This window comes from Streptococcus sp. 27098_8_69 (assembly GCF_041432445.1).
Lineage (GTDB): Bacteria > Bacillota > Bacilli > Lactobacillales > Streptococcaceae > Streptococcus.
In genome coordinates this window covers 152,321-166,924 of the sequence record NZ_JAPVZO010000001.1, presented here as the reverse complement: position 1 = coordinate 166,924, position 14,604 = coordinate 152,321, and the positions used below count along the sequence as shown (strand labels likewise).

The 14,604-nt window shown below is 37.5% G+C and carries 16 protein-coding genes; 15 read left to right on the top strand and 1 reads right to left on the bottom strand.

Going from position 1 to position 14,604, the window contains the following annotated elements:
- Positions 1-8: 8 nt before the first annotated feature.
- From rocS to O3658_RS00900, 3 genes are all read left to right on the top strand, one after another.
- A complete protein-coding gene (gene rocS, locus O3658_RS00910) occupies positions 9-500 on the top strand; it encodes a chromosome segregation protein RocS (protein ID WP_000021254.1) in 492 nt (163 codons plus the stop codon).
- Positions 501-570: 70 nt separating this feature from the next.
- On the top strand, positions 571-1,161 hold the full coding sequence (locus O3658_RS00905; RefSeq protein ID WP_371558954.1) for a 3'-5' exonuclease: 591 nt from the start codon (positions 571-573) through the stop codon (positions 1,159-1,161).
- Between the two features lie 8 nt (positions 1,162-1,169).
- Positions 1,170-2,933, top strand: coding sequence for a glycerophosphoryl diester phosphodiesterase membrane domain-containing protein (locus tag O3658_RS00900; protein ID WP_371558953.1), 1,764 nt, complete (start codon positions 1,170-1,172; stop codon positions 2,931-2,933).
- Positions 2,934-2,973: 40 nt separating this feature from the next.
- Here O3658_RS00900 and O3658_RS00895 read toward each other — a convergent pair whose 3' ends face one another.
- Positions 2,974-3,273: a YbaB/EbfC family nucleoid-associated protein gene (locus O3658_RS00895; RefSeq protein WP_371558952.1), complete on the bottom strand. Its 300-nt coding sequence runs from the start codon at positions 3,271-3,273 to the stop codon at positions 2,974-2,976.
- Between the two features lie 183 nt (positions 3,274-3,456).
- On the opposite strand from O3658_RS00895, the gene efeO reads away from it, so the two are divergent.
- From efeO to O3658_RS00835, 12 genes are all read left to right on the top strand, one after another.
- Positions 3,457-4,329, top strand: a complete 873-nt coding sequence (gene efeO, locus O3658_RS00890) for an iron uptake system protein EfeO (protein WP_371558951.1) — start codon at positions 3,457-3,459, stop codon at positions 4,327-4,329.
- A gap of 5 nt (positions 4,330-4,334) precedes the next feature.
- Complete coding sequence (efeB, locus tag O3658_RS00885) at positions 4,335-5,549, top strand: iron uptake transporter deferrochelatase/peroxidase subunit (protein ID WP_371558950.1); 1,215 nt, start codon at positions 4,335-4,337, stop codon at positions 5,547-5,549.
- Positions 5,524-7,212, top strand: coding sequence for an FTR1 family protein (locus tag O3658_RS00880; RefSeq protein WP_371558949.1), 1,689 nt, complete (start codon positions 5,524-5,526; stop codon positions 7,210-7,212). The genes efeB and O3658_RS00880 overlap by 26 nt, the downstream gene beginning before the upstream one ends.
- Positions 7,212-7,943: a twin-arginine translocase subunit TatC gene (gene tatC / locus O3658_RS00875; protein ID WP_371558948.1), complete on the top strand. Its 732-nt coding sequence runs from the start codon at positions 7,212-7,214 to the stop codon at positions 7,941-7,943. Before O3658_RS00880 ends, tatC begins: the two co-directional genes overlap by 1 nt.
- Positions 7,927-8,094 (top strand): twin-arginine translocase TatA/TatE family subunit, encoded by a 168-nt coding sequence (locus O3658_RS00870; RefSeq protein WP_000512114.1) that lies wholly within the window; start codon positions 7,927-7,929, stop codon positions 8,092-8,094. The genes tatC and O3658_RS00870 overlap by 17 nt, the downstream gene beginning before the upstream one ends.
- A 300-nt stretch (positions 8,095-8,394) precedes the next feature.
- A complete protein-coding gene (locus O3658_RS00865) occupies positions 8,395-9,102 on the top strand; it encodes a 2-C-methyl-D-erythritol 4-phosphate cytidylyltransferase (RefSeq protein WP_371558947.1) in 708 nt (235 codons plus the stop codon).
- A gap of 4 nt (positions 9,103-9,106) precedes the next feature.
- The gene (locus tag O3658_RS00860) at positions 9,107-10,129 is read left to right on the top strand and encodes a ribitol-5-phosphate dehydrogenase (RefSeq protein ID WP_371558946.1); all 1,023 of its coding nucleotides are present in this window, start codon (positions 9,107-9,109) and stop codon (positions 10,127-10,129) included.
- A gap of 17 nt (positions 10,130-10,146) precedes the next feature.
- Positions 10,147-11,016 (top strand): phosphotransferase, encoded by an 870-nt coding sequence (locus O3658_RS00855; RefSeq protein ID WP_371558945.1) that lies wholly within the window; start codon positions 10,147-10,149, stop codon positions 11,014-11,016.
- Positions 11,006-11,884, top strand: a complete 879-nt coding sequence (locus O3658_RS00850; RefSeq protein WP_371558944.1) for a DMT family transporter — start codon at positions 11,006-11,008, stop codon at positions 11,882-11,884. Before O3658_RS00855 ends, O3658_RS00850 begins: the two co-directional genes overlap by 11 nt.
- A 12-nt stretch (positions 11,885-11,896) precedes the next feature.
- Positions 11,897-12,586, top strand: a complete 690-nt coding sequence (locus O3658_RS00845; RefSeq protein WP_371558943.1) for a sugar phosphate nucleotidyltransferase — start codon at positions 11,897-11,899, stop codon at positions 12,584-12,586.
- Positions 12,587-12,836: 250 nt separating this feature from the next.
- Positions 12,837-13,637: a dihydroorotate dehydrogenase electron transfer subunit gene (locus tag O3658_RS00840; protein WP_371558942.1), complete on the top strand. Its 801-nt coding sequence runs from the start codon at positions 12,837-12,839 to the stop codon at positions 13,635-13,637.
- Between the two features lie 10 nt (positions 13,638-13,647).
- The gene (locus tag O3658_RS00835) at positions 13,648-14,586 is read left to right on the top strand and encodes a dihydroorotate dehydrogenase (protein ID WP_371558941.1); all 939 of its coding nucleotides are present in this window, start codon (positions 13,648-13,650) and stop codon (positions 14,584-14,586) included.
- Positions 14,587-14,604: the final 18 nt, after the last annotated feature.

Sequence of the window (14,604 nt, the reverse complement as noted above, 5' to 3'; positions counted from 1 at the left end):
AGGATATTATGAGTATTGAGATGACTGTTAGTGAGATTGCTGAGGTCTTGGGCTTGTCCCGCCAAGCAATCAATAACCGTGTCAAGGAATTACCTGAAGAAGATACGACTAAAAATGATAAAGGAGTTACTGTGGTAACTCGCAGTGGCTTGATTAAGCTTGAAGAAATCTACAAAAAAACTATTTTTGAAGATGAACCTGTTAGTGATGATGTGAAGCAACGGGAGTTGATGGAGATTCTTGTTGATGAAAAGAACGCTGAAATCATCCGTCTTTATGAGCAGTTAAAGGCTAAAGACAAACAGTTAGCTGAAAAAGATGAACAGATGCGTGTCAAAGACCGTCAAATCGCAGAAAAAGATAAGCAATTGGATCAACAACAACAGTTAACCCTACAAGCCATGAAGGACCAAGAAAACCTTCAGTTGGAGTTGGATCAGGCTAAGCAAGAAGTACAAGCAACGAAGAAAGGCTTCTTTGCTCGCTTATTTGGAGGATAAGAAAAAACTGCTTGGTTTCTAGGTATAACCAAGTAGTTTCTTTTTACAAATACAGTAAGGAATGGATAAGATGGAAAAATTAAGAGATTACATTTCATTTGATTTGGAATTTAATAAACACCAAGATAAAACTCACTTGATTCAGGTATCTGCGGTCCGTTTTAAAGATGGTGAAGAAGTAGGAGCATTTGACTCATATGTTCATACCGATGTACCATTGAAAAGTTTTATAAACGGTTTAACGGGTATCACATCTGAAACCTTGAAGGATGCTCCGAAGGTGGAAGATGTTCTCAAAGATTTTCAAGCCTTTATTGGTCAATTACCTATCGTTGGCTATAATGCAGCTAAGAGTGATTTACCGATTCTATTGGAACATGGTTTGGATTATAGTAGCCAATATCAAGTGGATCTCTATGATGAAGCTTTTAAGCGACGTAGTTCGGATCTTCACGGGATTGCAAATCTCAAGTTACAAACTGTTGCAAGTTTTCTAGGATTTAAGGGACAATCTCATAACAGTTTAGAGGATGCTCGTATGACTGCGCGTGTTTATGAAGTATTCCTAGAGTCTGACGAAAGTAAAATCTTACTGGACGTCAAGAGTAGTCTTAACTCTAATCCTTTTGGTGGTTTAGATTTATCACAGCTTTTTGATTAGGAGGTTTTATGAAACCTGAAAAGCCTAAAAAATTGGGTTTTAAAAAGATTTACTTAAATCTGGATAAAATCCTCTTTCTATTTTTTCTAATCTTTATGTTGGTCGACTATATTTGGTTACCTTTGAATTCATTGATAGCGGGTTTTTTGCTAAGTCAGACGGGCTATTTGTTTATTTCTTACAATAACATTTTTGCCATTATCAAAAATGCTCCTATAGTCAGTATTGGCTTCTTAATCTTAATCATTCTTAACCTTTTAGTTGCTTATTTTCAACTCAGTCTTCTCTTTATAGGGGCGCGTCATCTTCTTTATCATGAGAAAAGAACACTGATAGAATACAGTCGTAAGGTCTTTCGTGAGAGTCTTGTCTTTATGAAAGGTCTGACAATTACAAAAGCCTTATTTATCTTCTTCTATGTTGCCATGCTTTTTCCTTTTATCAGGAAGTTTTTAAAGATTTATTATTTTAATAAAATCGTAATCCCAGAGTTTATTCAGACATACATGGAAGATAAATACTGGATGTGGTGGCTAGGTATAATCATCTTGTCAATCCTCTTCCTCTACGTTTCTGTTAAGTTGGTATTTGTTCTTCCAAAAATCTTTTATGATAAGATGACAGTCAAGGAAGCTGTGCTCTATAGTCTTGAAAGAACTAGAAATCAATTCTGGTTTTACGCTTGGCATCTCTTTCTCATTGTTGTCAAAACAAATCTTTTCTTTTACTTGCTTCTAATCCCACTATTGATTGTCCAGTTTTTAGTGGATGGTCTCACACAAAGAGAATCCTTGATTCTTGCTATTTCAAACTATATCTTGATTAAAAATATCCACTATATGGCCCTGACTTACTTCTTGGTTAAGTTCACTTCATTTTTAACAGGTGAGGAATTGGATATTATACCGAGACGAAAAAAAGACCATCTCATGAGATGGGGAGTTATGGGGTGTGCGAGTGTCATCTTTGCTATTGAAGGCTATGTCTATTTAGAAGCACCTGTTGCAAATCCTCCGCGCGTGATATCCCACCGTGGTGTTTCCAATGCTAATGGCGTGCAAAATACTGTAGAATCCCTAGAAAAAACAGCTCAATTAAAACCAGACCTTGTTGAAATGGATGTTCAGGAAACCAAAGATGGTCAGTTTGTCATGATGCACGATGCGAATCTGAGAAGTCTAGCAGGATTAAATGTGACCCCTCAAGATCTAACTTTGGAAGAGTTGAAGCAGATAGATATTTTTGAAAATGGCTATCAAACTAAGATATCAAGCTTTGATGATTATCTAAATCGTGCCAACCAACTAAATCAAAAACTACTCATTGAGATTAAAACCAGTAAAAATGATAGTGCTCAAATGATGGATCATTTTCTAGATCGATATGGGGCGAAAATCAAAGTTTATGGTCATCAGATGCAATCTTTGGATTATCATGTTATTGAAAAAGTAACTCAGTATGATAAGGAAATTCCAGTCTATTTCATTCTGCCCTACAATTCCGTTTTCCCAAGAACAAATGCTACCGGCTATACCATGGAGTATTCTACCTTAGATGAATATTTTGTAACCAAGCTTTGGAATACAAAACAAAAACTCTATGTATGGACAATCAATAGTTCGGAATCCTTTAACAAATCGCTTCATCTAGGAGTAGATGGCATGATTACGGATAATTTGGAAATGGTACAAGAAGAACTTGAAACTGCTCAGGAAGACCCAGAATACGCTGATTTACTTTTAAAGAAGGCAACGGAATTCTTTACTTTTTAGATAAGACAAAAGAGGCTGAATTCAGCCTCTTTTTATGCTATTAGAATGGTAATTTTCCTGCAAAAGCACCGAGTTTCTTTTTAGTTGCCTCATCGATTTGTTCAAGAGCAGCATTGACTGCTTGAACAGTCATATCTGAAAGAGTTTCAATATCTTCTGGATCAACTACAGCTGGATCGAAGTCAATTTTTACAACTTTCTTATCTCCAGTTAAAGTAGCAGTTACAAGGTTCTGAGCAGAAGTGCCAACAAATTCTGTAGCAGCAAGCTCAGCCTGACTTTGCTCCATTTGTTTTTGAAGTTTTTGAGCTTGACGCATCATGTTTTGCATATTCATCATGGTGGTATATAGCTTCCTTTTCTTTTATTTTCCCTATTATTTTAACAATTTTAATTAGAAAAGTCTATTCTAATTTTAAAAGGAGCAAACATTAAATTTTCTGACAATTTATTGAATAATTAGAAAAACTATGATATAATAAATTTTAAAAATGGGATTCCCATGATTTAATAGGAGCGTTATATGAAAAAACTTGGTTTTATCCTTTTATCTTCGGCTTTATTATTGACGGCTTGTGCGGCACAGACTGAAAAACAAACCTCGACAAGTAATTCCTCTCAGGTTACAAAATTGTCAGAAGATAACAAAAAACTATTGGATAAGGCAACTAGTGACTACAAAACCTTTGTAGAAGAACAGATTGATAAACTATTGACGGATACAGAAGGTTTTGTTCAACTCTTGAAGGATGGTAAGTTAGAAGAAGCTAAAAAGGCATATCCTTTAATCCGTATGTCTTATGAACGTTCAGAGCCGATTGCAGAGAGCTTTGGTGAATCTGATGTGAAGATTGATTTTCGATTAGCAGACTATCTAGATGAAAACAAGACCGAAGAAGGTTGGTCAGGTTTCCACCGTATCGAGCGCATTCTTTGGGAGGAAAACACAACCAAAGGAACTGAGTCTTATGGTGACCAACTGGTAAATGATATCAAGGAATTAAAGGCTAAGATTGCGACCGTTGATGTTGATTACAAGATTATGCTAACTGGTGCTGTTGACCTTCTTAATGAAGTAGCGACAAGTAAGATTACTGGTGAAGAGGAGATTTATTCTCATACAGATTTGTATGATTTCCGTGCCAATATCCAAGGTGCTGAGAAGATTTTCCAGCTATTTAAACCCTTGCTTGAAAAATCAGATGCAGCTCTGGTTAAAGAGTTAGAAGAAGATTTCAAATCTGTCAATAGTTTGTTAGACAAACACATGACGGACAAGGAACACTATAAGCTCTATACAGACTTAACGAAAGAAGACACTAAAGAATTGTCTGAAGCAGTAACAAAACTTGGTGAACCATTATCACAAATGGGTAAATTTCTTGGTGGAGAATAAGTAATATGACAAACAAAGGCGAAAAATTTTTTGAACAAAAAATGGACCGTCGAGAATTTCTAAAAAAAGCAGGTATCGGAGGTGCCGGTCTCGCACTTGGACTCTCTGGTGCTTCTGCTTTTTTCTCACCTAAGCTTGATGGTCAGGAGAAAATCTCGTACGGGGATGAAAAAATAGCCTTCTATGGCAAACACCAAGCTGGCATTACAACTGTCATGCAGAAAAACATTTATTTTGTGGTTTTAGATTTGCATACAACTGACAAAGAGAAAATCATCCAGTTATTTAAGGATTGGACGGATTATAGTGCCAAACTTGTAGAAGGAGAATTGGTTAAAAAAGATGGTAACAATAGCCTCTTGCCTCCAAGTGATACTGGAGAAACAGTTGGACTTAATCCTCATCGTTTGACCCTGACCTTTGGAATTTCGGCTAGTTTCCTAGAAAAGATGAAACTAGAGAACAAACGTCCCAAACTTTTCAGAGATTTACCTCCATTTCCAAAGGAACAGTTACGAGAAAAGTACACGGGTGGAGATATAGTTATCCAAGCTTGTGCTGATGATGAGCAAGTTGCCTTTCATGCTATTCGTAACCTTATTCGCAAGGGTAGAAATGCCGTTACTCTTCGTTGGAGCCAATCAGGTTTTGCAGCTATCGGTAATCGTATGGAAACTCCTCGGAATCTCTTTGGATTTAAAGACGGGACTGCTAATGTCACTACTGAGAAAGAATTTGATCAGGTTGTTTGGGCTGACAGTAAGGATTGGATGGAAAATGGTTCCTACATGGCAGTTCGACGCATTCAGATGTTTCTAGATACTTGGGATCGAACCAATCTCGAGGAACAAGAAAATACCTTTGGTCGTTATAAAGAAAGTGGCGCTCCCTTTGGCAAGAAGAACGAATTTGATGAGGTTGATTTAAGCCTTCTTCCTGATGATTCTCATGTACGCTTAGCTAAAGAAGTGGATAAGCCTCTCTTGCGTCGCTCTTATTCTTATTCTGATGGAATTGATGAAAAGACTGGTCAGTTTGACACTGGTTTGCTCTTTATCTCCTTCCAAAAGGATCCAGATAGCTTTGTTAAAGTTCAGACCAATCTAGGTGCTACGGATAAAATGAATGAATACGTTACCCATATAGGTAGTGGTCTTTTTGCCTGCTTTGGTGGAGTAGAGAAGGGAGGTTACATTGGGCAGAAATTATTGGAATCCTAAAAGTATTATCCTCCTATGTGCTTGTTTCTTCCTATTGATTTTTCCGGTAGGAGCTAAGGAAAATTTGAGTCCCTACTTTGTGAAAATAACTGATGCGACTAAAGCTGTTAAAGAAGGCAAACAAGATCAGGCAAGAAAACTAATTGATGAAATGACCAAAGATTTCGAGAAAGTCGAGAATTCTGACTCTGAAGCTGGACGTAAAGTTCAAGAAAAGTTAGTCTTAACTGGTGATATTACCGAAGACCAGCTAACTCAGATTTCTTTAGCCCTTTTGACATTTGAGAAAGAGCAAAATCCAGTCGACCTAGATGCAGAAAAAGAGAAACTTGTTTCACGATTAGAACCTCGTTTTGAAGCCTTAGACAAGGCAATCGCTTCTCAAGATCTGGAAGCAGTAAGAGAAGCCTATAAAAAAATGAATTCAACCTGGACCATCAATGAAGCAGTGGTTCGCGACCATAGTACATCTCATTATGGGCAAGTAGAAACAGCAATTTCCTTTCTGCGTAGTAGCATTGAGACTGAACCAACGAACTTTGATACTATTCAGGCATCGTTTGATGATTTGAAAAAAGCCATTTCTAACTTTGTTGAAGGTACAGAAATAGCGACGACATCTTCGAATCTGACCCTTAAGGATGGAATCGATCTTTTAAAAAAGGCCTTGACACAATTTCAAGCTGGTCAAGATAGTGATGCAGCTGCAACCATGAAGGAGTTTATTACTATTTGGCCAACAATCGAAGGTTCTGTAAGTACAACCAATCCATCGCTTTATACCAAGGTTGAAAGTGAAAGCCCTGTCATCATGGTTAAGGGAAAGGATAGTGAATATCAAGAAAAGCTTTCTAGCTTGATTGCAGAGCTATCTCAAATTGATACTAGCGCTTCCTATAATGCATTTGACGCCATGCTCATCTTGCTCCGAGAAGGTGTAGAAGCCCTCTTGATTGTCATGGCGCTTGTGACAACTTTGAAAGCTGCTAAGATGAGAAAGGGCCTCAAGTGGGTCTATGGTGGTGCATTTGCGGGAATAGTGGCCAGTCTTTTAATTGCCTATATCCTACAGATTGCCTTTCCAGCAGTTACCTCAGGAACTAACCGTGAAATCATAGAAGGTGCAGTCGGGATTTTTGCGGTTATCATGATGATTCTAATCGGTATTTGGCTTCATAGCAAATCTTCTGTTAAGAAATGGAATGCTTTTATAGAATCGCAGATGCAAACTGTCACGAAAACAGGATCGTTCCTTTCTATGTTTGCTCTGAGTTTTCTAGCCGTATTCCGTGAAGGTGCTGAGACGATTTTATTCTATGTGGGGGTTCTGCCAAGGATTTCTAGTTTTGATTTTGTCCTAGGAATTTCTCTGGCCCTCTTAGTCCTAGTCGTGATTGCTTTTGTGATGAACAAGGCCAGTCAATTTTTTCTACCTCATAAGGTTTTCTTTATCCTGACTTGGATGATTTATGCCTTAGCCTTTAAGATGACGGGAGTCAGTATCCATGCCTTACAGTTGACAAATATGATTCCAAACCATCTGATCTCAGGAATACCAAGTATTGATATATTGGGAATTTACCCTAGTTGGGAAGGGTTAGCAGGTCAGACTCTCTTTATCCTCGTAGTTTTTCTAATTACCATTAGACAGGGTGAAAAGTGATGGATCAAAAGGAATTGACAATTATTGAACATTTGGTAGAATTTAGAAAGAGATTGCTAGCAGTAGTTGTTTGCTTCTTTCTAGTATTCTGCGTCTCACTATTATTTGCTGATCAGGTTTATCAATTTATCACACAAGGCTTTAGTCAGAAGTTGATTGTCTTAGGGCCGAATGATATTTTATGGATTTATCTTCGTTTAGCAAGTTTAATGTCCTTTAGCCTTACCTTACCTTTTACGGTCTATCAAGTCTGGAGTTTTGTTCGACCAGCACTTAAAACTGAAGAAGCAGGAGCGATTTTTGCTTATATCCCTGCAACTTTCCTTTGTTTTATCTTGGGATTAGTCTTTGGCTTTTATTTTGTCACACCAGCTATACTTCAGGTCTTACTGGGACTAGGTGAAAACTTATTTGAAACGCAGCTGACAGCACAAAATTATCTAGCTTTTGTCTTTCAAACAACTGTACCACTAGCGTTTATCTTTGAATTGCCAGTTATCATTGCTTTTTTAACCTCAATTGGTTTGATTGGGCCTGGACTACTCATTGCTTATAGACGTTATGCATACTTCATTTTATTGGTATTGGCTGTTATATTGACACCTGCTGATTTTATTAGCGATTTAGCGATGACTGTTCCTTTAATCTTATTGTATGAGGTTAGTATCGCTATTAGTAAATGGATGATTAAGAGAAAAAGGAAAGGAGAAAAAGATGGGAATCTTACGTGATATTGGTGCACCAGGCTTGATAGTCATTGTCCTTGGAGCATTGTTGATTTTTGGACCAAAACGCTTACCAGAGCTAGGCGAATCAGTAGGAAAAATGCTTGCCGAGTTTAAGAAAGCCGTTAAGGGCATCGGTGAGCAAGAAGAAAAATAAACGAAAAATGATTGAATAGAGTTGAGAATTGTTAGCTTGGAATTATCTCTGGCTACAATCTCAACTTTTTTATTTAGTTTAAGGTTTCTTTAAGTTTTCTATAATATTCTAAAGAACTCTATATTAATGGAAAGATGGATTTGAAAACCTACTTTTTATCATTAAAGATACCTTCCCAAAAAGTATGTAACAACTCTCTTTCTGACTAGAGAATTCTAGTATTTATTTCGATAAAGGGCTAGGTTGTGATATAATAGTAAAGAATGAGTTTTTTTAAGAACAGACTAAAGGAGTATTAAAATGATCTACGCTGGAATTTTAGCAGGTGGAACCGGCACGCGCATGGGGATTAGTAATTTACCTAAACAATTTCTTGAGTTGGGCGATCGTCCAATCTTGATTCATACTATCGAAAAATTTGTTTTGGAACCAACTATTGAAAAAATTGTAGTTGGAGTTCACGGAGACTGGGTGACACACGCAGAAGATTTAGTTGAAAAATTTCTTCCACTCCACAAGGATCGTATCATCATCACAAAAGGTGGTGCTGATCGTAATTCGAGTATTGAAAAGATCATCGAAGCTATTGATGCTTACCGTCCAATTACGGAAGATGATATCGTAGTCACTCATGACTCAGTTCGTCCTTTTATCACACTTCGCATGATTCAAGATAACATTGCTCTTGCACAAAATCATGATGCTGTTGATACTGTAGTTGAAGCCGTGGATACCATTGTTGAAAGTACTAATGGGAAATTTATTACAGATATTCCAAACCGCGCTCATCTCTATCAAGGGCAAACTCCTCAAACCTTCCGTTGTAAAGACTTTATTGATTTGTATGGTTCTTTATCAGCAGACGAAAAAGAAATTTTGACAGATGCATGTAAAATCTTTGTCATTAAGGGTAAAGATGTTGCCTTGGCAAAAGGTGAATACTCAAATCTAAAAATCACAACAGTTACAGACTTGAAGATTGCTAAAAGCATGATTGAGAAAGACTAAAAACATGATTAATCAAATTTATCAACTGACAAAACCAAAGTTTATCAATATCAAATATCAAGAAGAAGAGATTGATCAAGAGAATCATATCCTTATTCGACCAAACTTTATGGCGGTTTGTCATGCGGATCAACGTTACTATCAAGGAAAACGTGATCCCAAAATATTATCTAAAAAGCTTCCAATGGCTATGATTCACGAGTCTTGTGGGACTGTTATTTCTGATCCCACAGGTACCTATAAAGTTGGCCAGAAGGTTGTCATGATTCCCAATCAACCACCTATGCAAAGTGATGAGGAATTCTATGAAAACTATATGACAGGAACCTATTTTTTGTCTAGTGGTTATGATGGCTTTATGCGAGAATTTGTTTCTCTACCTAAGGATCGTGTGGTAGCTTACGAAGATATCGAAGATACAGTTGCAGCCATTACTGAGTTTGTCAGTGTGGGCATGCACGCTATGAATCGTTTCTTGACAGTTTCTCACAGCAGACGTCAGCGTATTGCAGTTATTGGCGATGGTAGTCTAGCTTTTGTTATGGCTAATATTATCAACTATACCTTGCCTGAAGCAGAGATTATTGTTATTGGTCGTCATTGGGAGAAACTTGAACTCTTTTCATTTGCGAATGAACGTTATATCACTGACAGTATTCCAGAAAATCTTAGTTTTGATCATGGTTTTGAATGTTGTGGTGGTGATGGCTGCGGACCTGCTATTAATGATCTCATTCGTTACATCAAACCACAGGGAACCATTTTGATGATGGGTGTTAGTGAGTACAAGGTAAATATCAATACTCGAGATTCCCTCGAAAAAGGTTTATTATTAGTAGGTTCTTCGCGTTCAGGACGTGTTGACTTCGAAAAAGCTATCCAAATGATGGAGATTAAGAGATTTGCCAATCGTTTGAAAAATATCATTTATTTAGAAGAACCAGTCAGAGAAATCAAAGATATTCACCGAGTTTTTGCTACAGATTTAAATACTGCCTTCAAGACAGTCTTTAAATGGGAAGTGTAAGGATATGGAGGTTGACCGTGGAGAAACTTATTAAAGAAAAGATTGCTTCTTTATTATCGGAAGAAGAGGATATTCTCAGTGTTGAGCAACTAGGTGGGATGACCAATCAAAACTATCTAGTCAAGACGACTGCAAACCAGTATATCGTTAAGTTTTTCGGTAAAGGTACAGATAAATTAATCGACCGCCAGAATGAGAAGTTCAATCTTGAATTGTTGAAAGATTTGAAATTAGATGTAGAAAATTATCTTTTCGATATTGAAGCTGGTATCAAAGTTAATCAGTACATTGAAAACGCTGAGACACTTGATTCAGCTACCATTAAAACCAAATTTGAAAAGATTGCACCAATTCTACAAACGATCCATGCTTCTGGTAAAGAATTAAAAGGAGAGTTTGCTCCTTTTGAGGAAATCAAAAAATATGAATCATTGATTCAAGGAGAGATTTACTATCCAAACTATGAAGCTGTCAGAAAATCTGTATTTTCTCTGAAAGAAGAGCTTGAACAAATTGGAATTGATAAGAAATCATGTCATATTGATTTGGTTCCAGAAAACTTTATTGAAGATCCAGACGGGCATCTTTATCTAATTGATTGGGAATATTCTTCTATGAATGATCCTATGTGGGATTTGGCAGCCCTCTTCCTAGAATCTGAATTTACAAGTGCAGAAGAAGAAGACTTTTTAAGTCATTACGAGAGTGACAAGACTTCAGTTTCAAGGGAGAAAATTCGTATTTACAAAATCTTGCAAGATATCATTTGGAGTCTTTGGACTATTTACAAAGAAGAAAATGGTGCAGATTTCGGAGATTACGGAATCTCTCGTTACAATAGAGCAGTAAAAGAATTAGAGTCTGAAGGAGATTTAGATGAAAACTAAAAATGGAGTTTCTTTTGGGCTACTATCAGGTGTGTTCTGGGGATTAGGCTTAACGATTAGTGCTTATATCTTTTCAATCTTTACAGAGCTTTCGCCTTTTGTAGTAGCAGCAGCACACGATTTTCTGAGTATTTTTATCTTGCTAGGATATCTTCTAGTTAAAGAAGGAAAGGTACGTTTTTCAATCTTCTTGAACATTCGAAATGTTAGTGTCATCATTGGAGCCTTACTTGCTGGACCTATTGGTATGCAGGCTAATCTCTATGCGGTCAAGTATATCGGTAGTTCTTTGGCATCGTCGGTTTCAGCTATTTATCCTGCAGTATCTGTCATTCTCGCTTTCTTTTTCTTAAAGCATAAGGTTTCTAAGAATACAGTATTTGGAATTTTGTTAATCATTGCGGGCATTATTGCTCAGACTTACAAGGTTGAACAAGTGAATTCCTTCTATATCGGAATACTCTGTGCCTTGATTTGTGCGCTTGCTTGGGGAAGTGAAAGTGTTCTGAGCTCATTTGCTATGGAAAGTGACCTCAGTGAGCTAGAAGCTCTTTTGATACGACAAGTCACATCTTTCTTGTCCTATCTTGTCATTGTTCTCTTCTCACATCATTCATTTGCGGAAGTGGCAAATGGTCAATTGCTAGGTCTTTTGATTATCTTTGCAGCAAGTAATATGATCTCTTATCTAGCCTACTATATGGCTATCAATCGATTGCAGCCAGCAAAAGCTACTGGTTTGAATGTCAGTTATGTAGTATGGACTGTTTTGTTTGCAGCAATCTTTTTGGGCTCGCCCCTTAATTTACTGACCATCATTACTTCACTTATCGTAATGGCTGGTGTTTATATTATTATTAAAGAATAAAGGAGAAAACGCGTGAAAGCGATTATCTTAGCAGCGGGATTGGGAACTCGTTTGAGACCCATGACAGAAAATACTCCCAAAGCCTTGGTTAAAGTCAATCAAAAACCCTTAGTTGAATATCAAATTGAATTTTTAAAAGAACGTGGAATTGATGACATTATCATCGTTGTCGGTTATTTGAAGGAACAATTCGACTACCTTAAAGAAAAATACGGAGTTCGTTTGGTCTTCAACGATAAGTATGCTGATTACAATAACTTTTACTCCCTATATCTTGTAAAAGAAGAATTGGCCAACAGCTATGTTATTGATGCCGACAATTATCTCTTTAAAAATATGTTCCGCAATGATTTGACTCGTTCGACTTATTTTAGTGTTTATCGTGAAGATTGTACCAACGAATGGTTCTTGGTCTATGGAGATGACTACAAGGTTCAAGACATTATTGTTGATAGTAAGGCTGGTCGTATCCTGAGTGGTGTTTCATTCTGGGATGCTCCAACTGCAGAAAAGATTGTCAGCTTTATTGACAAGGCTTATGCAAGTGGTGAATTTGTTGATCTCTACTGGGACAATATGGTTAAAGATAATATCAAAGAACTAGATGTTTATGTAGAAGAGTTGGAAGAAAACTCTATCTATGAAATCGATAGTGTCAAAGATTATCAAAAATTAGAGCAGATTCTTTCTTCACAAAAGTAAGCCACTTTTATGAACTGATACCTTACCTATTTTTACTTGACTTTTCGCGTTTGATACAGTATACTAGTGAAAATTTAACCTTTAAGGGAAGTCCAGAGAGACTCACAAGGTGTCAGAGAAAAGAAACTACAATTGAAACAAGTAAGTAAGTGCTTATTTGGTGTACTTTTGTGTGAATATCTTAACTGAAACCTTGCAATTGCAAGGTTTTTCTTTATCTGATCCCCTTAAAATTTAAGGAGGAAAAGTTATGAATCCAAATTGTAGAAAACGTATGGGTGCCATTCGCTTGGAAAACATGAAAGTGATTAAGCAAGAGGAAATCGCACCAGCAATCTTTGAGATAGTGCTCGAAGGAGAGATGGTTGAAGCTATGAAAGCTGGCCAATTTCTCCATTTGCGTGTACCTGATGATGCCCATCTCTTGCGTCGCCCAATTTCAATTTCATCCATAGATAAGCCTAATAATCAATGCCATCTCATTTATCGAGTTGAGGGTTCTGGTACAGCAATCTTTTCAACCTTAAAAGCTGGAGATGCCCTAGATGTTATGGGACCTCAGGGGAATGGTTTTGATTTATCTGATTTAGAGCAGCATAGTCGTGTTCTCTTAGTTGGTGGCGGAATTGGTGTTCCACCTTTGTTTGAAGTAGCTAAGCAATTAGATGAACGTGGTGTAGATGTCACAACGGTTCTAGGATTTGCGACCAAAGATGCAGTTATTTTGGAAGCTGAATTATCTCAATACAGCAAAGTCTTTGTAACGACTGATGATGGTTCTTATAGAACCCAAGGAAATGTATCAGTAGTGATAAAGGAATTTGATAACGAATTCGATGCAATATACTCATGCGGGGCACCTGGTATGATGAAATATATCAATCAAACCTTTTACGAGCATCCAAGAGCATATCTATCTCTTGAATCCCGTATGGCCTGTAGTATGGGGGCTTGCTACGCTTGCGTCTTGAAAGTACCTAATAGTGAAACATTTAGTCAACGTGTGTGTGAAGATGGCCCTGTATTTAAAACAGGCACAGTAGTTTTATAAGGAGAGTGTCATGACTGCAAATCGATTACAAGTTTCTTTACCAGGCTTAGAATTAAAGAATCCTATCATTCCTGCATCAGGTTGTTTTGGCTTCGGTCAAGAATATGCTAAATACTATGATCTAGATCTCTTGGGTTCTATCATGATTAAGGCAACTACCCTAGAACCCAGGTTTGGAAATCCAACTCCACGAGTGGCAGAAACACCTGCTGGTATGCTCAACGCTATTGGTTTACAAAATCCAGGTTTAAAGGTCGTTCTCTCTGAGAAACTACCTTGGCTTCAAAGAGAATATCCAAATCTTCCCATTATCGCCAATGTTGCTGGCTTTTCAAAACAAGAGTATGCAGCCGTATCTCATGGAATTTCTAAGGCAACTAACGTGAAAGCCATTGAGCTCAATATCTCTTGTCCTAACGTCGATCATGGAAATCATGGACTTTTAATTGGACAAGATCCTGAGTTAGCCTATGATGTGGTGAAGGCTGCCGTAGAAGCATCAGAAGTGCCCGTTTACGTCAAATTAACCCCTAGTGTGACGGATATCGTGACGATTGCAAAAGCAGTAGAAGATGCTGGAGCTAGTGGTCTCACAATGATCAATACCCTTGTTGGGATGCGTTTTGACCTTAAAACCAGAAAGCCGATTATCGCAAATGGGACAGGTGGCATGTCTGGACCTGCTGTATTTCCTGTAGCTCTAAAACTAATCCGTCAAGTAGCTCAAACAACCAAGCTTCCAATCATTGGTATGGGAGGAGTGGATTCAGCTGAAGCGGCCTTAGAAATGTATCTGGCAGGAGCCTCAGCAATCGGTGTCGGAACAGCCAACTTTACGAATCCCTATGCTTGTCCAGATATTATCGAAAATCTACCAAAAGTCATGGATAAGTACGGGATCGAAAGTCTAGAAATGTTGCGAAAAGAAGTCAGAGAAAGTTTGCTCTAAGTTTTATGTCCTGAATTC